Annotated in this window: 7 protein-coding genes; 5 read left to right on the top strand and 2 right to left on the bottom strand. The window is 69.1% G+C overall.

The genetic code is table 11. The features are described 5' to 3' along the window. Nucleotides 1-298 precede the first annotated feature (298 nt). Together ABIE65_RS15595 and ABIE65_RS15590 are read left to right on the top strand one after the other, a co-directional pair. Complete coding sequence (locus ABIE65_RS15595) at nucleotides 299-10,030, top strand: right-handed parallel beta-helix repeat-containing protein (RefSeq protein ID WP_354078894.1); 9,732 nt, start codon at nucleotides 299-301, stop codon at nucleotides 10,028-10,030. Beyond that, nucleotides 10,027-15,705 carry a hypothetical protein gene (locus tag ABIE65_RS15590; protein ID WP_354078893.1) on the top strand — a complete coding sequence of 1,893 codons (5,679 nt, stop codon included), beginning with the start codon at nucleotides 10,027-10,029 and terminating at the stop codon, nucleotides 15,703-15,705. The genes ABIE65_RS15595 and ABIE65_RS15590 overlap by 4 nt, the downstream gene beginning before the upstream one ends. 81 nt (nucleotides 15,706-15,786) lie before the next feature. Here ABIE65_RS15590 and hisD read toward each other — a convergent pair whose 3' ends face one another. Beyond that, nucleotides 15,787-17,067 carry a histidinol dehydrogenase gene (gene hisD, locus ABIE65_RS15585; RefSeq protein ID WP_354078892.1) on the bottom strand — a complete coding sequence of 427 codons (1,281 nt, stop codon included), beginning with the start codon at nucleotides 17,065-17,067 and terminating at the stop codon, nucleotides 15,787-15,789. 134 nt (nucleotides 17,068-17,201) lie between these two features. On the opposite strand from hisD, the gene ABIE65_RS15580 reads away from it, so the two are divergent. Next, complete coding sequence (locus tag ABIE65_RS15580; protein WP_354078891.1) at nucleotides 17,202-18,470, top strand: LLM class flavin-dependent oxidoreductase; 1,269 nt, start codon at nucleotides 17,202-17,204, stop codon at nucleotides 18,468-18,470. A 10-nt stretch (nucleotides 18,471-18,480) separates the two neighbouring features. Further along, the gene (locus tag ABIE65_RS15575) at nucleotides 18,481-19,260 is read left to right on the top strand and encodes an alpha/beta fold hydrolase (protein ID WP_354078890.1); all 780 of its coding nucleotides are present in this window, start codon (nucleotides 18,481-18,483) and stop codon (nucleotides 19,258-19,260) included. 10 nt (nucleotides 19,261-19,270) lie between these two features. Here ABIE65_RS15575 and ABIE65_RS15570 read toward each other — a convergent pair whose 3' ends face one another. After that, nucleotides 19,271-19,717 (bottom strand): DUF488 domain-containing protein, encoded by a 447-nt coding sequence (locus tag ABIE65_RS15570; RefSeq protein WP_354078889.1) that lies wholly within the window; start codon nucleotides 19,715-19,717, stop codon nucleotides 19,271-19,273. Between the two features lie 121 nt (nucleotides 19,718-19,838). Between ABIE65_RS15570 and tyrS the strand changes: the two genes are divergently transcribed. Then, the gene (tyrS, locus tag ABIE65_RS15565; protein ID WP_354078888.1) at nucleotides 19,839-21,083 is read left to right on the top strand and encodes a tyrosine--tRNA ligase; all 1,245 of its coding nucleotides are present in this window, start codon (nucleotides 19,839-19,841) and stop codon (nucleotides 21,081-21,083) included. The last annotated feature ends 120 nt before the right edge of the window (nucleotides 21,084-21,203 follow it).

Genomic DNA, 21,203 nt, shown 5'->3' with positions numbered 1-21,203 from the left:
GCGTCGCGTTAACCATAAGTGCGCGGGAAACGGGTATAAAATGGTTGAAAAAGGATTAATGCGAAGGCTATCGTCGGCGTCGAGGAGGCGCGGGGGACAACTACATCTGATCCGTTACGGCCCGAGCGGGCACGAGGCGTGCGGCACCCGGGGGCAATAAGGCCCCGGCCCGACACGGTCGATGTGCGTCACGCCGGCTGCTTCTGGAATCGAACGATTCCGGGAACGGGATCCCTTGCCCTTCGATCAGGGCCGCATGAGGCGGCCCTGGAGCGCACAGATGCGGAGGGGTCGGGGTATGGCTGATCTTTATGTCGTCACGGAAGGCGCGAACCACGTCGACTCCTTCGAGACGATTCAGGCAGCGCTGGATGCCGCGGGAGCATCCGGGGACGTCATTCACATCGTCGCCGGGTCCTTCTCCGGAAACCTGACCATCGACAAGAGCGTCACGATCGTCGGCGCGCAGATGGGCGACGCGGCGTCTTCGACCGTGGCGCGCGCCGGCGGCGAGACCGTCATCACGGACGGCCAGTGGACCGTCACCGCCGCCGGCGTGACGATCGACGGCCTCACCTTCCAGCGCGACACCGCCGGCAGCGCGATCGTCGCGCAGGCGGACGCGATCCTGATCGCCAACAGCATTCTGACCGGCGCCGGAGCCGAGGGGGCCCCCGTGACGCGCGGCATAGAGACGGTCGGCGGCGCGGCGAACGTGACGGTGACCGGCAACGCGATCGCCGACTTCGTCACAGGCATCTATGTCAATCCGACCTCCGGCCTGCTGACCATCCAGAACAATCTGATCCAGGCGAACTGGGCCGGCATCGGGTCGGACGGGATGGGCGGCACGACCATCGCCAACAACAGCTTCGTCGGCAATGTCGGCGAGGGCATCGGCGCATCGAGCACGGCAGCCGGGAACAGCGTCACCGGCAACAGCTTCGAGCTTCTGCCCGGCACGAACGCGGTCAACAACTATGGCGGCGAAACGATCGACGCGTCGGCCAACTGGGTCGGCAGCGACGATCTCCGCGCGGTGCAGGCCGTCTTCTCCGGCGGCGTGACGATCGCCAGCTTCACGGCCAGCGGCACGGACAGCGCGGCGGCGGCCGGCTTCCAGCCGGATCCCGCGGCGCTGGTCAACGTGATCTACGACCTGCCCGGCAACAGCAACACCCCCGCCGGGACGGCCGGGAACGACTGGTTCGTCAGCGCCGGCGGCAACGATACGATGGCCGGCGGTGCCGGAACCGACACCTATGACGGCAGCGCCAACAGCGACGGCATCTTCGTCGACCTGGCCTTCACGCCGACGAGCGGCATCGCGTTCGGCGGCGTCCAGACCGGTACCGACACGCTGACGTCGATCGAGAACGTCGCGGGCGGCGCCGGCGACGACACGATCTATGGCGACGCCGGCGACAACATGATCTTCGCCAGCGCCGGCAACGACCTGATCGACGGCCGCGGCGGCAGCGACACCTACAATGCCGGCCACCTGACGGCGGGCAGCAACATCACGATCGACCTCGACGCGGAATCCGGTTCGGCGAACAACGGCGCCGCCGTCGGCAACGACCAGCTGATGAACATCGAAAACGCCATCGCGGGTGCCGGTAACGACACGCTGATCGGTACGGACAGTGCCAACGTGCTCGTCGGCGGCGCTGGCGACGACACCATCACCGGCGGCGGCGGCGCCGACACGATCGATGCCGGCGCGGGCGCCGACACCGTCGTGTTCGGCGGCGACTACGCCGATTTCACGATCACCCGGGACGCGTCCACCGGCGGCCTGCTCGTGGCGGGAGCCGACGGGACCACGCGCGTCTCCGGTGCGGAGACGCTGACGTTCGACGACCTTGAGGTGCACGTCGTCGGCGGCAGCAGCGAGACCGCGACGATCCAGGCCGGCGTGACGGCGGCGGTCGACGGCGACGTGGTGCTGGTGGCGCCGGGCACCTATGTCGAGAACGTCGCGATCGCGGGAAAGTCGATCAGCCTGATCTCCATGGACGGCCGGGACGCGACCACCATCCAGGGCGCGGCGGGCAGCGGCCTGCTCGGCACGATCGACGTCTCGGGGGCGACGGACGGGCTGACGATCGGCGGTGCCGGCGCCGGATTCACGATCGTCGGCTACGACGTGACGACGCCCGGCATCGAGCATGCGGCCCTCTACATCCGCAACTCCGCGACGGGGCACGCGAACCTCACGGTCGCCGGCAACGACATCCGCGCAGACGGCGAAGGCGGTCTGCTGGCCGAGTACAACGCCAACATCGACGGCATGACCGTCGCCGGCAACGTCTTCTCGGGCAAGACCTTCACGGGCGAGACGCTGCCCGAACAGACCTGGGGCGGCGGCTATTTCAGCACGCAGTTCACCGAGCAGAACCTGCCGCGGCAGCTGGTGGCGATCGGCGGCGGTGCCGGGGTCACCCACACGCAGAACGTCACGTTCACCGACAACGAGGTGACGGGCACGGCGGGCGCCCTCGACGGTGCGAACGTCGCGCGTGGCAACAATCTCGTCACCATCGATGTCGTCGGCGGGACGATCGACGGCAACAGCTTCACCGGCTTCACGTATGCGGCCGGCCTGCGTTCGCGCGGTCCGGATACCGAGATCAGCAACAACAGTTTCGACAACAGCGGGGCTGGCTTCACGAACGGCGTGTTCGTGCAGAACGCCGATCCGAAGGCGACCTATGCCGGCAACGTCTTCATCGGCGGCGATGCGGACGCCGACGTCTGGTCCGGCACGCCGGGCAGCGACGTCATGTCGGGCGGCGACGGCGAAGACGCCTTCGTCGTGACGGCCGCCGACTTCGACGGCGACCAGATCGACGGCGGTGACGGCCAGGACACGCTGGTCGTCAGCGGCGGCGGCACGTTCGACATGAACGACGGCACCGTCACGAACGTCGAGGCGGTGCTGCTGACGTCTCCGACCGCCTTCACCGCCGACGATACGGCCGGCCTGGCGATTACCGGCAGCGCGGGCGCCGACACGGTCGTCCTGGGCGCGGGAGGTCAGGCGGCCGACGCGGGCGCGGGCGACGACGGCATCGTCAGCGGCGCCGGCGCGGACACGATCGAGGGCGGCGCCGGTCAGGACATCGTGACCGTCGCCGACGGCTTCACCATCGACAAGCTCAGCTTCGCCGACGGCGAATGGACGCTCACGACCGCCGACGGTGTCGATACGCTGACCGGCGTCGAGGCGGTGCAGTTCAACGACGCGCTGGTCTGGCTGGCCGACGGCACGGTGCGCACCGCACAGGATGCGGTGGCCGACGCGGGCGCCGGCGACACGGTGCTGATGGCCTCGGGCGTCCACACCGGCACGCTGACGATCGACAAGTCGCTGACCCTGCTGGGCTACGGCGACGAATCCACGGTCCTGACCGGTCCCGGCAACGCGGGCTACGGCATCACCGTCGCGGCCGACGACGTGACGGTCCGTGGGATCGGTGCGACCGGATACAATCGCGGCATGTTCGTCGATACCGCGATCGAGAACCTGCTGCTCGACGGAGTGTCCTTCTCCGGCAGCGGCGGCGGCGTGGTGAACACCAGCCCCGCGGGCCTTTGGGTCACCGGAAACGGCGGCATCGACGGACTGACGGTCACCGACAGCCACTTCGACGACAGCCCCTTCGGCTGGTACTTCGAGGCCGCGGTCGGCGGTCCGACGGTTACCGACGTGAACGTCTCCAATTCGACGTTCAACGGCAACGCCGCCAAGGGCATTTACGCCGAAAAGTTGAGCAACGCGATCTTCGACAGCATCCAGATCGTGAACAGCGGCAACCTGGAGACCACCGCGACGTTCCTCAGCGGCGTCCTGGGCGGCATCGACATCAACCTGAAGTACGGCAGCTACGAGGACATCACGATCCAGAACTCGCTGTTCGAGGATTCTGGGCGGTTCTTCGACCTGCGTAACGGGGTCAACTATACCGCGGCGCTGGCGATCAAGGCACGGGATGACGGCCCGACCTACGGTGCCAATCCCGCGACGCTCGACGGCGTCACGGTGACCGGCAACAGCTTCGTCAACACCGGCAGCTACGCGACCCGCACGGAACTCGCCATTCGCTTCGGGGAGACGGGGCAGACGAACCTCGGGCCGACGAACGTCGTCGTCACCGGCAACACGTTCACCGACATCGACGTGGTCTTCGCCGACGCGACGCAGCAGGATCTGCTGCTCGACGCGATCCTGGCGGCGAACACGGTCACCGGCAGCGACAGCGCGGTCATCGCCAGCGACCTCGCAGACGACATCATCGTCGGCAGCGACGTCGCCAACGACATCTCCGGCGGGACCGGCGACGACCTGCTGGTCGGCGGCGGCGGCGACGACGTGCTCACCGGCGGCGCCGGTGCGGACGAGGTGCGCGGCGGCACCGGCAGCGACACCTACGCCGTCGACGACGCCGGCGACACGGTCGTCGAGGCGGCGGACGAAGGTACCGACACGGTGGTCGCCTCGGTCGACCACACGCTGGCGGCGAACGTCGAGAATCTGACGCTCGCGGAGATCGCCTCGAACGTCGAGGACTTCGGCGACTTCACGACGGGGCCGCTGACCAACGGCGAGAACGGCTGGAACAAGCCCGGCCAGGCGCAGCCCGAGATCGTCGACATCGGCGGTGCCGAGGGCAACGTCATGCTCGTCACCAACGATCCCGGCTCCAGCGACTTCGGCGGCCCGTACACCCCCGCCCTGGCCGCGACCGCCGGGGAGCTGTCGACGACGGCGGACGCCCAGTCGATGAGCTTCTCGCTGCGCTTCCGGCCGGTCCAGGAGACGGCCGACGGCTCGCGCATCGAGATCGATTTCGGCAACGAGGCGGGCACCGACCGCAACAACGCGCTGATCATCGAGCATACCGGCGTCGAGGGCACCGGCCTGCGCATCGCCGTCAGCGAGCCGGGCACCACGGTCGACTCCTGGTCGAACGACAGCGGTGTGCTCTACGACTTCGACTTCGCGACGGGCTATCGCACGCTGGCGGCGGACATCGACCCCACGGCCTTCCACACGCTGTCGGCGCGCGTCGTCTTCGGAGACGGACAGAACGACGACGTCATCGAGATCTTCCTCGACGGCGAGATGATCGGCACCTCGACGACGTTCGAGAACTATCGCGACTTTCATCTGGGCCAGGACCACGATACGGCCGCCGAGGCGAACCAGGTGAGCCGCGTGTTCTTCCGCGCGGCGGGCGGGCAGAACAATCCGTTCCCGGCCGACGGCGCCGGCGGCAACCGCCAGGGCTTCTACTTCGACGACGTCGCCTATCAGGTGTTCGACGACCTGAACGGCACCGGCAACGAACTCGGCAACGTCATCACCGGCAACAGCGGCGACAATGTCCTCACAGGTCTCGCCGGCAACGACACGCTGATCGGCGGCGAAGGCCACGACACGCTGGTCGGCGGTGCCGACGACGACACGATCGACGCCGGCGCCGGCAACGACACCGTGACCTACGCGGCCGGCGACGGCCAGGATTCCGTCGACGGCGGCACCGGGTCCGATACCCTGGGCGTGACGGGCAGCGCCGCGGCCGACACGGTCGACGTTTCGGCTGCCAGCGGCAGCTTCGGCATGGCGGTGAACGGGGCCGCGACCGCCGTGACCGGCATCGAGACGCTGGACATCGCGACCGGCGACGGCGACGACACCGTCACTCTCGATGGCGATCTCGCGGCTGCGGGCCTGGCGAAGATCTCGGTCACCGGCGGGGAAGGCGCCGACGCGCTGGACGCGGGCGACGCGAGCGGCGCTTCGGTGATGCTCGACGGCGGGGCCGGCGACGACACGCTGACCGGCGGTGCCGGGGACGACCTGCTGGTCGGCGGCGCCGGCCAGGACACGGTGGCGGGCGGCGACGGGGCGGACACGCTCCTGCTCTCGGGCGACCGTGCGGACTACGCGATCACCGACAACGAGGACGGCACATTCACGGTCGTCGGCACCGACGGCACCGACACCGTCCAGGACGACGTCGAGACGCTTCAGTTCACGGGCGAGGGCGGCAGCGTCGCCCTCGACGGCCGCGTCGAACTGCTGAAGGCGGGCGCCGTCTTCCAGACCTACGACACGATCGCCGACGCCATGGCTGACGCCGCGACGGGCGACGAACTGGTGCTCGATGCCGGCGTCTACGACGAGAATGTCAGCATCGGCATCGGCGTCACGATCCGCGGCGCCAACGACGGCATCGCGGGCAGCGGCGCGCGCGGCGCCGAATCCGTCATCACCGGCACGATCGTGATCAACTCCGCCGACGACGTCACCATCGACGGCGTGAAGGTGCTGGACGAGACCGCGTGGACCAACAGCATCGGCGACAACCGCGTCGCACTGTCGGTCGGTGGCGCCGGGACGCACGAGATCGTCAACTCGGTCTTCGAACGCACGCCGACCGGCACGGTCAACCCGAATCCGGGGGCCTTCGTCGGCTCCGGCAGCGCGCAGACGCATCGCGGCATCGTGCTTTCGACCGGCGTGACGGCGAACGTCGAGGGCAACCTGTTCACCGGCGGCAACGAGTATGTCTACGCTGGCGATACATGGCGCAGCGCCATCTACTCGAACGGCGGCAACCAGTCGATCGTCGGCAACGTCTTCGAGAACAGCCGTTCGGCGATCAACGCCGACAGCTTCACCGCCGGCGTGACGATCGACGGCAACAGCTTCGTGAACAGCGGGACGGGCATCGCGGTCGGCGTGACCGTGCCGAACCCCGTCGACAACATCACGAACAACACGTTCAGCAACGTCGACACCGAGTTCAACTTCCGCAACCTGACGAGCGCGGTCGATTTCGACCTCTCCGCGACCGGCAACGGCGCGACGGACGACCGCGGGCTCGCCATTCCGGAAGGATCGCTCCTCGTCCTGGGCGGCACCGGGGCGGACGACTTCACCGGCACGGCAGGCGACGACTGGCTGGTCGCGAACGACATCGGCGGCACGGACGCCGGCGGTTCGCTCTACGGCTTGGCCGGTGACGACGTTCTCGTCGGCGGCAGTGCGGCCGACTATCTGGACGGCGGCGAGGGGAACGACATCGTGTCCGGCGGCGGCGGCGACGACACGATCGTCGCGACGGCGGCGGGCTTCGCCTCCGACACCATCGACGGCGGCGCCGGGACCGACACGCTGCTCGTCGAGGGTGGCGGCACGCTGAACATGGCGGACGCCACGATCGGCGGCATCGAGACGGTCGAACTGGCGGTCGCCACCGACTTCACCGCCGACGACACGGCGGGTCTGTCGATCGCGGGCAGCGAAGGCGACGACGCCATCCAGCTCGGCGACGGCGGCCAGACGGCGGCCGGTAACGGCGGCAGCGACGTCATCAGCGGCGGCGCGGGCGACGACGTCCTCTCCGGCGGTGCCGGCGACGACACGCTGGCGGGCGGTGCGGGCGGCGACGACGTCGCCGAATATGACGGGGCGCGCAGCGCCTACACGATCACCAAGACCGGGGAAGGGACCTTCCAGGTCTCGCATGCGGGTGGCGACGGCACCGATACCCTGACCGGGATCGAAAGCGTCCGGTTCTCCGACAGCGCCATCAAGTTCGAACTCGACGCGAACAGCCCGGATTTCGCTGGGGCGCGCGAACGCTTCTCGGAAGGCTTCGAGGACGGCGGCGCCGGCTGGGTCGACGGCGGCGACTACGGCGCCGTGCAGGTGGTGGCGTCGAACACGAACGGCATCGCCTCGTTCGACGGCACGTCGCACGCGATCTTCACGGAAACCGGCAGCGGTCCGTTCACTCGCTTCCAGGGCTACACCAACACCTGGACCGGCGCCTGGAAGACCAGCACGGCCGTCTATCTCGACACCGACTGGGCAGCGGGCGAAGGCTTCGAATATTCCGTAGCGGCCACGGGCAGCGACGGCGCGCATCAGCGCGACTTCGTCTTCAGCGTGACCAAGGACGCCAGCACGGGCGCCCTGCTCGTCGGCGGCAGCAACAACGCCTCGGCGGCCCCGCGCGAGAATCTGGAGACCCAGAACAACTACGCGGTGGGCGCCTCCGGCTGGTACGTCTTCGAGCACCGCTTCTACGAGAACGCCGACGGCAACCTGGCCGTGGCGATGAACCTGTACGACGCCTCCGGCAACTGGTTGTTCACCGAGGTGCGCGAGAGCGCCCAGGACGCCATCGCCACCGAGATCGGCGGCAACCGCTACGGCTGGTTCACCAGCATCGACGTGGCCGGTGGCATCGCCGTCGACCAGACGATCCTGGAGACGATCGACACCAACCCGGTGCTGCTGAAGAACACGCTGGGCGCGGTGGTCTCGACGCACGGGACGATCACCGACGCCGTCGCCGCGGCCAGCGAAGATTTCCGGATCGAGATCGCGTCCGGCGACTACACCGCCGAGGGGCCGATCGTGGTCACCGTGGAGGGCCTGACGATCGCGGCGGACGCGGGCGTGACGGCCGGTCCGATCACCCTCGACGACGGGATCGTCGCGGTCACCCTGGACGGCGACGCGCCGCTCTCCGTCGTCGGCAACGCCGCGGACAACGTCATCACCGGCAATGACGGCGCCAACCTGATCGACGGCGGCGCCGGTGCCGACACCATGGCCGGCGGCGCGGGCGACGACACCTATATGGTCGACGATGCCGGCGACGCCGTGGTCGAGGCCCCGGGCGAGGGTATCGATACGCTCCAGGCGAGCGTCGACCACACCCTGGCCGCGAACGTCGAGACCCTGACCCTGACCGGCTCGGGCGACATCGACGGCACCGGCAACGACGCGGCCAACACGCTCACCGGCAACGACGGCGACAACATCCTGGAGGGCCGCGCCGGCGACGACGCCATCGACGGCGGCGCGGGCACCGACACGGCGAGCTATGCCGCCGATACGGACGGCATCGTGGTCGACCTCGGCGTCGGAACGGCGAGCGGCGCGGGCGTCGGCACCGATACGCTGACCGGGATCGAGAACGTCACCGGCGGCGCCGGCGCGGACGACATCACGGGCGACGCGGATGCCAACGTCCTGGCGGGCGGCGACGGCGACGACATCCTCACGGGCGCCGGCGGCGACGATACGCTCGTCGGCGGTGCCGGCGAGGACATGGCGGTCGTCACCGACGCCTTCGACATCGCCGCATTCGGCTACGACGGCGGCAGCAGCACCTGGACGGTGACCGGAACCGGGGGAACGGACACGCTCGACGGGATCGAGGCGGTGGCCTTCGGCGACGCGACGGTCTGGCTCGCCGACGGCGGCAACATGTCGATCCAGGCGGCGATCGACGCCGCGACCGCCGGCGACACCATCCTGGTGGCACCGGGCGCGCACACCGGCGGCATCCTGGTCGACAAGAGCGTGACGTTGCTGGCACTGGAAGGGCCGGCCGCGACCACGGTCACCGGCCCGGCCGCGGCGAACGCCTCGGCGATCCGCATCCAGCCCGGCGTCACCGGTGTCGTGATCGGCGACGAGGCCGGCCACGGCTTCACCCTGGCGGCGGGCGCCGGTGGCGGTGCGGCCCTCTACGTGGCGCAGGGCGCGTCGGCGGTGTCGGTCCAGGGCAGCACGCTCACCGCGTCCGGCAACAACGCGCTGCTGACCGAGGGCGGCGTCTCGTCGCTCAGCTTCGTCGGCAACGTCTTCGACGGTACGGCGACTCAGCTGGTCTACGTCAACGGCGCGACCAGTGTCGGGCTCGCCTCGACCGGGGTCGACTTCATCGACAACAACTTCTCCGGCAGTGCGCCCAACGGCCCGCTGCTCGGCCTCGAATCCGAAGGTGGTACCCTCAGCGGCAACGTCTTCGACGGCAGCAGCGAATGGGCGGCCCTGGAACTGTGGGGCAGCGGCAATGCACTGACCGGCAGCGCGGGTGAGAACCTGTTCGACGGCTTCACCGGTGCGACCACCATCCGCACCCCGCTCGCCTTCGACATGAACAACGCGCCACGGCGGCCAGCCTGCGGCTCGAAGGCACCGGCGCGGTCTCCGTGACCGGCAACGACCTCGACAACGCGATCACCGGCAACAGCGGCGCCAACGCCATCGACGGCGGCGCCGGCAACGACACGATCGACGGCGCCGGCGGCGCCGACACCATCGCCTATACGGTCGGCGAGGGTCAGGACGGCGTCGACGGCGGCACCGGCACCGACACGCTGGCCGTCTCCGGGACGGCGGGTGCCGAGACCTTCACGGTCACGGCAGGTGCCGGCGGCTTCACGGTCGATGCCGGCGGCGACGCCGGGGCGGAGGTCGATGCGACCAGCGTCGAGATCCTGGAGATCGAGACCGGCGACGGCGGCGATGCCGTGACGCTGACCGGTGATTTCGCGGCCGCGGGCGTCGACACGATCGCGGTCACCGGCGGCGCCGGCGGCGATACGATCGACGGCAGCGCCGTGGTCGGCGCCGACCTGACGGTCACCGGCGGTGACGGCGACGACACCATCACCGGCGGCGCCGGAAACGACACGGCCGTCTTCGCAGGCAATGCCGCCGACTACGCCGTCACCAACCAGGGTGGCGGCACCTATCAGATCGTCGGTGCCGACGGCACCGACACGGTGACGGGCGTCGAGGCCCTGCAGTTCGCCGACGAGACGGTCGGCCTGGGCGGTTCGGTCGACCTGATCCGCGGCGGCTCGGTCATCGCCACCTACGAGACGATCCAGGCGGCGATCGACGCGAGTGCGGGTGGCGACACCGTCTTCGCGACGGCCGGCACCTATACCGAGACCCTGACCCTGGACAAGGCGATCACCCTGTCCGGCGAGGCCGGCACGGTGGTCCAGAGCGGCACCCCCGGCAGCGGCAACGGCATCACCGTGACCGCCAGCGCTGCATCGATCGAGGGGCTGACGGTCCAGGGCTTCGCAAACGGCATCCACGTGAACAGCGCGGTCGACGGCCTGTCGCTCGACGGCGTCACGGCGACCGGCAACGGCAACGGCTTCAACGTCCACAACGCCGCCGTGCTGACCAACCTGTCGCTCACAGACACGGCGCTGGACGGGAACACGTCGGTGGGCATGCGGGTTTCGACGACCGGTTCGATTGACGGCATGACGGTCACCGGCGGGTCGATGGACGGCAACGTCCAAGGCTTCGTCGCCTACCAGGCGAACGACGGCCTCTCGACCGTCACCGACGTCACCTTCAACGGCACCACCTTCAGCGAGAACCTGCGCAAGGGCATCTACGTCGAGAAGCTGGACGACGCGACCTTCGACGGCATCACCGTCGAGAACAGCGGCACCGACGGTGGCTATTCGTCGAACAACGGCATCGACATCAACCTGAAGTTCGCCGACTACGGCGACATCCGGATCCTCAATTCCACGCTGACCGGATCCGGTGTCGACGGCACCGGGACGGGCGAGGCCATCTACGTGTCGGCCCGCGGATATCCGGGAGACTCGGGCAGCTACACGGCCAAGCCGGCGAGCATCACCGGTCTCGTCATCCAGAACACGCTGATCGCGGCGGCCGGCGCGCTGGCCCTGACGGTCGGCAACGTCGACGGGGTCGACCTGCTCGGCAATACCGGCGTCACCGGCGACGTGCTGGTCTTCCTCTCCGGCGAGATCGAATTGTCCGGCAACGGCATCGACGGCGACGTCACCTTCGCTTACGACGACGCGGACGCGGTGGAGCAGCCGGTCCTGATCGGCAACACGGTCACCGGCGAGGTCATCGCGATCGACGCCCGCGACATCGTGGCGGCGGAGGGCGTCGACCGGATCATCCTGGAGGACGGCGGTACCGACCCGAACCCAGACGCCACCGGCAACGCCACGGCGAATACGATCGTCGGCAACGGCGGCGCCAACGTCCTGGCGGGCCTCGCCGGGGACGACACGCTGCAGGGCGGCGACGGCGACGACACGCTGGAGGGCGGCGACGGCGACGACGCGATCGACGGCGGCGCCGGCGACGACCTCGTGCTCTACACGGTCGGCGACGGAATCGACACGGTCGACGGCGGCACCGGTACCGACACGCTGTCGGTATCCGGAACGGCGGCGGCGGAGAGCTTCACCGTCGAGGCGGACGGCGCCAACGCGCGCTTCCTGGTCGATGTCGGCAACGACGGCAGCGACGACCTGACCGCGACGAGCATCGAGAACCTGACGATCGCCACCGGCGACGGCGGGGGCACGGTCACCCTCACCGGCGGCTTCGCCGGGACAGGGCTGGCGGGCATCGACGTCACCGGCGGGACCGGTGCCGACACCATGAACGCCGGTGCCGCGACCGACCTCGCCGTCACCTTCGACGGTGCCGGGGGCAATGACGTGCTGACCGGTTCCGCAGGCGTCGACACGCTCGGCGGCGGCGAGGGCGACGACACCATCGCCGGCGGCCTGGGTGCGGACGCGCTCTCCGGCGGCGCGGGCACCGACAACTTCAACGTGACCATCGCGGACTATGTCGCGGGAGAGACGATCGACGGCGGCAGCGGCACCGACACGGTGACGGTGTCCGGAACCGGGACGTTCGACATGAACGTCGGCAGCATCGCCGCGGTGGAGCGGGTGCAGCTGTCCGCGGGTACCGCACTGGTCGCCAACGCGACGGCCGGGCTCGCGGTCTTCGGCACGGCCGGCGCGGATACCGTGCAGCTCGGCGCCGGTGGGCAGAGCGCCACGATGCTGGCCGGCAACGACGCGGTGAACGGCGGCAGCGGCGGCGACACGATCGACGGCGGCGACGGCAACGACACGGTCGAGGCCGGAGCCGGCAATGACACGGTCACCGGCGGCATCGGAGACGATCACGTGATCGGCGGTGCGGGCGACGACCTCTACGACGGCGGGACTGGCATCGACCTGATCAACTACCGCAACGCCACCCAGTCCGTGACGGTCGATCTGGCGAACAATGTCGGGGCGGGCGTCGAAATCGGCGTCGATCAGCTGATCGGGTTCGAGAACGTTCGCGGCGGCGACGGCAAGGACACGATCTCGGGCAACGACGCGGCCAACCGGATCTTCGCCAGTGCCGGCGGCGACGTCATGGACGGCAAGGCCGGGGTCGACATGTACGACGCCTCGGTCCAGACCCAGGCGGTGTTCGTCAACCTCGCCACCGGGACCGGCAACGGCTCCAGCATCGGCGCCGTCACGCTCACCAACATCGAGAACGTCACCGGCGGCAGCGCGAACGACACGCTGATCGGCGACAACGGCAACAACACCTTCTGGGGCGGCGCCGGCAACGACTCGCTCCAGGGCGGCGGCGGCAACGACATCCTGCAGGGGAACGCCGGTGCCGATACGATGGTCGGCGGCACCGGAAACGACACCTACTACGTCGACGAGGCGGGCGACCGGGTGACCGAACTGGGCGGCCAGGGTACCGATACCGTCCGGACCGATATCTCGATGGGGCTTCCGGCGAACGTCGAGAACATGCTGCTGCTCGGCACGGGCAACATCGACGGCTACGGCAACGGTGGCGCCAACACCGTCACCGGACAGGCCGGCAACAACCTTCTGGTCGGACGCGGCGGCAGCGACGAACTCGTCGGTCTCGCCGGCAACGACTGGCTGCAGGGCGACGGCGGGCTGGTGTTCGACGGTTCGGCGACCTCCGCCGTCGAGATCCGGGACGTGGCGGACATGGCCTCCACGGCGTTCAGCATCGAGCTGGACGTCCGCACCACGGACACCACGAAGACCCACGCGCTGTTCTCCTACGCGACGGGCGGCTACCCGAACGACAACGACATCCTGATCTTCAACCAGCAGAACGTGCAGGTGTGGATCGGCAACGTCGCCGTTTCGACCGGCCTCAACATCGCGGACGGCGCGGATCATCGCCTGACGGTGACGTGGCAGAGCGCATCCGGCGACCTGCGCGTCTATGACAACGGCACGCAGGTCTTCGCCGCGACCCACCAGGCGGGCTACACCCTCGCGGCCGGTGGCATGATCGTCCTGGGCCAGGAACAGGACATCGAGGGCGGCCTGTACAGCGCCGCCCAGGCATTCCGGGGCGACATGTACGGCATGCGCTTCTGGGACAGGGCGCTGTCGGCCACCGAGGCGGCGCGTACGGCCGTGATCGATCCTGCCGAGGCCGGTCTGGTTGCCGACCTGCGCCTGATCGACGGGGCGGGAAGGACGACGACCGACGCGACGGGCAAGCACACGGTGGACCTGGTCGGTTCCGTCGCCTGGATCGCTGCGGCAGACCTGATGAAAGGCGGTATCGGCAACGACACCTACGTGGTCGATCACGCGAGCGATCAGGTTCTGGAGGGCGTCGGGGCCGGTATGGACACCGTGCGCGCGGCGATCGACTGGACCCTCGGTGCGAACCTGGAGAACCTGACCCTCATCGGCGATGCGGACCTCACCGGTACCGGCACTTCCGGCAACAACGTCCTGACCGGCAATGCCGGCGACAATCACCTGATCGGCGACGACGGGCAGGACGCGCTGGCCGGCGGCGACGGCGACGACCTGCTCGACGGCGGAGCGAACATCGACAGTTTCGACGGCGGGTCGGGCTTCGACACCGTCACCTACGCCTTCGCCCCATCGACGGCGCCGGTCGACGTCGATCTCGCTCGCGGCGACATGCGCTTCGTCGGCTCCGCCACCGCATTGGAGAGCATCGTCGATGTCGAGGCCGTCATCGGCGGTGCCGGTCACGACCGTCTCTATGGCGATAGCCTCGCCAACAGGCTGGATGGCGGTACGGGCAACGATCAGCTCTACGGCCGTGGGGGCGACGATATCCTGGACGGCGGCGACGGCGTCGACTCCTTGTTCGGCGGTGACGGCGACGATTGGATGTCCGGCGGAACAGGCGCCGACTCGTTCGACGGCGGCGATGGCACTGACACGGTTTCCTATGCCTTCGCCAACGCGACATCTCCCGTCATCGTCGACCTCGCAGCGGGGATCATGCGCTTCCCGAGCAGCCCGACGCCGATCGAGAGCGTGATCAACGTCGAAAACGTGATCGGCGGCGGCGGCCACGATCAGCTCTTCGGCGACGGCGGTGCCAACCAGCTCGACGGTGGTGCCGGCAACGACACGCTGGAAGGTCGCGGCGGCGACGACCGGCTCGACGGCGGCGACGGCGTCGACATATTGCGCGGCGGCGATGGCGACGACTGGCTGTCGGGCGGAGTCGGCGCGGACACGTTCGATGGTGGAGCGGGCAACGACACGGTGTCCTACGCGTTCGCCACGCCCGGCGTCGTTCTCAACATCGACTTGGCCCTGGGCGGCATGCGGTTCGGGCCGGCCGGTCCGCTGGTGGAGGCCTTCGCCAGCATCGAGAATGTGGAGGGTGGCCAGTGGACCGACACCATCCTCGGCGACGGCGGTGCCAACATCCTCGACGGCCGCGAGGGTGACGACGTCATCAACGGACGCGGTGGCGATGATCTGCTGACGGGCGGCAGCGGCAACGATCGCTTCGTCTTCACCGCCGCTCCGGGCAGCGACACGATCACCGACTTCACCGCCGGGGCCGGTACCGACGACTGGATCGACCTCGCCGGGATCGCGATGCTGAATGACTTCGCCGATATCCTGGCCAACTCGACCCAGGTGGGCGCCGACACGGTGATCGACATGGGCAGCGGCGATACGCTGACGCTCCTCGACGTCACCCGCACCACCCTCCATCAGGACGACTTCGTCTTCTGACGCGGGGCTTTACGCCCGACGCAGAACGCCCGGCCGATCGGCCGGGCGTTCTTGCGTTCGGCGGTGCCGCTGTGGGGGCGGCTACTCGTTGCGCGGGGCGTAGCGGGCGTAGCGCACGTCGGCGGTCAGTTTGTGGGCGAGCATGCCTTCGGCTTCGCAGATGCGGGCCATGACGGGGGCGATCCTGCGGCTCGCCTCCGGCGTCAGGCGCTGCCAGGTCAAGGTCTTCAGGTACTTGCCGACCCAGAGGCCGCCGGTGTAGCGGGCGGCGCGGCCGGTCGGCAGGGTGTGGTTGGTGCCGACGCCCTTGTCGCCATAGGCGACCGTGCTCTCCTCGCCGACGAACAGGCTGCCGTAATTGCGCAGATGCTCGCGGTACCAGTCGTCGCGGCCGGTCAGCACCTCCAGATGCTCCGGCGCATAGGCGTCGGAGACGGCGACCGCCTCCTCGTGGCTGTCGACCAGGACGATCTCGCCGTTGTTCGCCCAGGCCTTGCCCGCGACCGCCGCGGTCGGCAGCGTCTCCAGCTGGCGGTCCATCTCCTTCGCCACGGCCTCGCCGAGCGCGCGCGAGGTGGTGACCAGCCAGACCGGGCTGTCCGGACCGTGCTCCGCCTGGCCGAGCAGGTCGGTCGCCACCAGCGCGGGGTCGGCCGTCTCGTCGGCGATGACCAGGATCTCGGTCGGTCCGGCGAGCAGGTCGATGCCGACGATGCCGAACAGCTGGCGCTTCGCCTCGGCGACATAGGGATTGCCGGGACCGACGATCATGTCCACGGGCGCGATGCCGACGCAGCCGTGCGCCATCGCCGCCAGCGCCTGGACGCCGCCGATGTCGTAGATCGCGTGCGCGCCGGCGGCATGGAAGGCGTAGAGCGTGTAGGGGTACATGCCGTCGGCGTCGCGCGGCGGGGCGCAGCCGACGATGTGCTCGACCCCGGCCACTGCCGCGGTGCCGACGCTCATCATGGCACCCGCAACCAGCGGATATTTGCCGCCCGGCACGTAGCAGCCGACGCGCTGTACCGGCACGTGGCGATGGCCGAGGATGACCCCCGGCTCCGTCTCGATCTCCAGGTCCTGCATCGTCTCGCGCTGGTGCCGGGCGAAGGTCTGTACCTGGCGCAGGGCGTAGGCGTAGTCCTCCTTGAAGCTCTCCGGGATGCGCTGGGCGACGTCGCGGATGCGGTCCTCGGAGACGCGGAAGCCGTCGGCCTGCCACTTGTCGAGGTCGCGCGCATAGCGCCGCACCGCCTCGTCGCGGTTGCGCTCGATGTCGTCGAGCATCCGCCGGACGGTCTCCTCCACCTGGCGGCGGTCGAAGGCGGCGGCTTCGCCGGAGCGTTTCAGATAGGTCGGCATCGTTCCTCGCAGTCTCTCGTTTCGACGAGAGTAGCATGGGCCGACGATAACGCGGGCGGGCGCCGACATGGGTTTGTCCGGGCCGCGGGCCGGCTGTAGGCTGATCCGAGAGAACGCGAGGGCCGGAGGAAGCGATGAAGCTGCTGTGGTTCCACCTGATGCCGTACACCGAGCTGCCGGACGACTTCCGCGAGACGAATCCGAGCGTCTGGGTCGACATCAGCAGCCGCAACTTCGATCCGCGCCGCGCCCACGCCATGTACAACGACTTCATGGACGAACTGGAGTTCGCGGCCGACTGCGGCTTCGACGCGATCTGCGTCAACGAGCACCATTCCAACGGCTACGGCATCATGCCTTCGCCCAACCTGATCGCGTCGACGCTCGCGCGGCGCACCACCGACACGGCGATCTGCGTGATGGGCAACAGCCTGGCGCTCTACAACCCGCCGACCCGCGTGGCGGAGGAGTTCGCGATGCTGGACTGCATCTCGGGCGGTCGCCTGATCGCCGGCTTCCCGGTCGGCACGCCGATGGACACCTGCTACGCCTACGGCCAGAATCCCAGCATGCTGCGCGCCCGCTACCTGGAGGCGCACGACCTGGTCATGCGCGCCTGGACCGAGCCGGAGCCCTTCACCTTCAACGGCCGCTTCAACCAGCAGCGCTACGTCAACATCTGGCCGCGCCCGGTGCAGCAGCCGCACCCGCCGGTCTGGGTGCCGGGCGGCGGCTCGGTCGAGACGTGGCACTGGTGCGCCGAGATGGACTATGTCTACTCGTACCTCTCCTACTACGGCTACAAGGCCGGCGAGGCGACGATGAAGGGCTTCTGGGCCGAGATGGAGCGGCTCGGCAAGGACCGGAATCCCTACCGCGCCGGCTTCCTCCAGTTCGTCGGCGTCGCCGAGACGCACGAGGAGGCGCTGAAGCTCTACAAGGAGCCGGCCGAGTATTTCTACGACCGCTGCCTGCACGTCGACAGCCGCTTCGCGACGCCGCCGGGGTACACGACCGAGGCGACCATCCGCGCCGGGATCGAAAGCCAGGTCGGCAAGGCCAGCGCCCAGTTCGGCGCCGAGGTGCAGAAGGTCCGCAAGAACGCCCGCAGCTTCGACGACATCCTCGAAGCCGGCTACGTCATCGTCGGCACGCCGGACGAGGTCGCGGCTAAGCTGCGCGAGGTGGCGGTCAATCTGCACGTCGGCCACCTCATGCTGCTGCTGCAGTTCGGCAACATGAGCAAGCAGCTGACCATGCACAACACGAAGCTCTTCGCCGAGCAGGTGATGCCGCAGCTGAAGGACCTGTTCGAGGAATGGGAGGACCGCTGGTGGCCGAACCCGATGCCGGCGGCCGAGCGGACGCTGCCGCAGGCCTTCACGCCGCGCGCCGCCGTGTGACGTGCCGGACATGACCGATCCGACCACCGACACCATCGACGTGAACGGCAGCCCCTGCCGCGTCTGGCGCAAGGGCGGCGGTGCGCCGCTGTTCTACCTGCCGGGTTTCGGCGGGCTGCCGAAATGGACGCCGTTCCTGGACCGGTTGGCCGAGACGCGCACCGTGGTGGCGCCGTCGCTGCCGGGCTATCCCGGCGGCCTCGGCCATGACCGGCTGGACAACCTGCTCGACTGGATCGTCGCGACCCGCGACCTGCTCGGCGGTGCCGGGCTGGAGGCGGGCGATCTCGTCGCCTCCTCGGTGACCGGCGCGCTGGCGCTGGAGGTCGCGGCGCTGTGGCCGGGCATGGTGCGCCGGCTGGTGCTGACCGCACCCTTCGGCCTCTACGAGGATGCCGAGCCGACGGCCGACATCTGGGCGCAGAAGCCCCAGGACGTGGCGTCCGGCCTCTGCGCCGATCCCGAGCGCTGGACCTGGCTGAAGGCGGCGCCCGAGGGCGCGAACTCGGTCGAATGGCCGATCGAGCAGACCCGCGCCGCCGAGGCCGCCGCCCGGTACCTCTGGCCGCTCGGCCGCACCGGCGTCGAACGGCGGCTGCATCTGGTCCGCTGCCCGACGCTGTTGCTGTGGGGAGCCGAGGACCGCATCATCCCCTTCGGTTACGCCGCGCGGTTCCAGGCGGCGATCGCCGGCCCCGTCACGATCCGGCGGATCGAAGGCGCAGGGCATCTGGCCGAACTCGACCGGCCCGAAGCGATGGCAGCTGCGATCGCGACGTTTCTCGCATGAGCGCCGCGCCTCACAGGTGTTCGACGGCGAGACGGCCGTGCCATTTCGCGTTCAGGTAGTCCACGACCAGCCGTCGGTGGCAGTGGTGCGGCGTCGCCTCCGAGCAGAGGAGGCAGGTGCCGTCGAATGCGTCGGGGGCGAGCGTCGTTTCGATGCGGCGGGACTGCATGAGGTCGAGAAACTGCCGCTCATAGAGCCGCCAGTCACCCTTGCGCTTCTTGAAGGCGTCCAGGATGTCGGCGGTGGGCGCCAGAAGAGGCTCGTGAACATAGTCGATGCCGCCGAGGCTCTTCAGGAACCAGGCGAGGTCGTCCGCTTTCGCGAAGCCCGCGAGCTGCGAGGTGTTGTGCAGGCGGACGTCCATGACGCGCCGGACGCCGGCGGCCCGGAGGCGTCCGAAGAAGTGCGCAGCGCTGGACTTCGTGAAGCCGATCGTCGTGACTCGCAAGAGATCCATTCTGTCGGGCTCCAACCGCTCAATGAGCCTATTCCAGGTGGGATAGGTGCAGGGCACGGCTTGGTCGTGGGCGGATCGCCATGCTAAATCCCGCGACTGAATTTTTCATCGAGGATCGGCCATGCGCTCGGACTTCCTGCGCACCATCAGCGACCGCGGTTTCGTGCATCAGTGCACGGATGAGGAGGCGCTCGACGCGCGCGCGGCGAAGGGGCCGATCACGGCCTATATCGGCTTCGACTGCACCGGCGACAGCCTGCATGTCGGCCACCTCGTCTCCATCATGATGCTGCGCTGGCTGCAGCGGACCGGCCACAAGCCGATCGTCCTCATGGGCGGCGGCACGACGAAGGTCGGCGATCCGTCGGGCAAGGACGAGACGCGAAAGCTGCTCACCGACGACGACATCGCCGCCAACATGGCCGGCATCAAGCGGGCGTTCGAGCCTTTCCTGACCTTCGGCGAGGGTCCGACCGACGCGGTGATGGTGAACAACGCGGACTGGCTGGACCGGCTGGCCTACATCCCGTTCCTGCGCGACTACGGCCGGCATTTCTCGGTCAACCGGATGCTGTCGATGGACAGCGTCCGCCTGCGCCTGGAGCGCGAGCAGCCGCTGACCTTCCTCGAATTCAACTACATGGTCCTGCAGTCCTACGACTTCGTCGAACTGGCGAAGCGCCACGGCTGCGTGCTGCAGATGGGCGGCTCCGACCAGTGGGGGAACATCGTCAGCGGTGTCGAACTCGGCCGCCGGGTCGGTGGGCTTGAGCTGATCGGCCTGACGACGCCGCTGCTGACCACCGCCTCGGGCGCCAAGATGGGCAAGACCGCCCAGGGCGCCGTCTGGCTGAACGAGGAGCGCCTGCCGAGCTGGGACTACTGGCAGTTCTGGCGCAACACTGACGATGCCGACGTCGGGCGCTTCCTGCGCCTGTTCACCGAGCTGCCGCTCGACGAGATCGCCCGGCTGGAGGCGCTCCAGGGGCAGGAGATCAACGAGGCGAAGAAGGTGCTCGCCACCGAGGCGACGCGCATGGCGCGCGGTGCGTCGGCGGCCGAGGCGGCGGCGGAGACCGCGCGCCGCACCTTCGAGGAGGGCGCGCTCGCCGAGAGCCTGCCGACCATCGAGGTGCCGCGGGCCGACCTGGAGAAGGGGATACCGGCGTTCGAACTGATGCGCCGGGCCGATCTCGCCGCGAGCAACGGCGAGGCGCGCCGCCTGATCCGCGGCGGCGGCGGGCGGATCAACGACGCACCGTTCGCGGCCGAGGACCAGTCCGTGACGCTGGCCGACATGACCGCGGACGGGGTGGTGAAGCTGTCGGCGGGGCGCAAGCGCCACGTGCTGGTGCGCGCGGTGTAGGATTGGAGCGCGAGGGAGAGGAAGTTAGAGCGTTTTCCGATCAATCTGCGTCATAGCCTGCTTTGGCGAAGTAATTCGCGCATTCGGCGGGCGAGTAGAGGTCGACGATGCGGCCGATGG

The sequence above is a fragment of the Constrictibacter sp. MBR-5 genome (assembly GCF_040549485.1).
Lineage (GTDB): Bacteria > Pseudomonadota > Alphaproteobacteria > JAJUGE01 > JAJUGE01 > Constrictibacter.
Note: the sequence above shows the minus strand (reverse complement) of the source record. Positions and strands in the feature narration are given on the sequence as shown.

What these genes read in the sequence shown, in the direction of transcription:
- ABIE65_RS15595 (WP_354078894.1), top strand. Translation starts at nt 299, where the DNA reads ATGGCTGATCTTTATGTCGTCACGGAAGGCGCGAACCACGTCGACTCC.
- hisD (WP_354078892.1), bottom strand. Translation starts at nt 17,067, where the DNA reads ATGCCGACCTATCTGAAACGCTCCGGCGAAGCCGCCGCCTTCGACCGC.
- ABIE65_RS15580 (WP_354078891.1), top strand. Translation starts at nt 17,202, where the DNA reads ATGAAGCTGCTGTGGTTCCACCTGATGCCGTACACCGAGCTGCCGGAC.
- ABIE65_RS15575 (WP_354078890.1), top strand. Translation starts at nt 18,481, where the DNA reads ATGACCGATCCGACCACCGACACCATCGACGTGAACGGCAGCCCCTGC.
- ABIE65_RS15570 (WP_354078889.1), bottom strand. Translation starts at nt 19,717, where the DNA reads ATGGATCTCTTGCGAGTCACGACGATCGGCTTCACGAAGTCCAGCGCT.
- tyrS (WP_354078888.1), top strand. Translation starts at nt 19,839, where the DNA reads ATGCGCTCGGACTTCCTGCGCACCATCAGCGACCGCGGTTTCGTGCAT.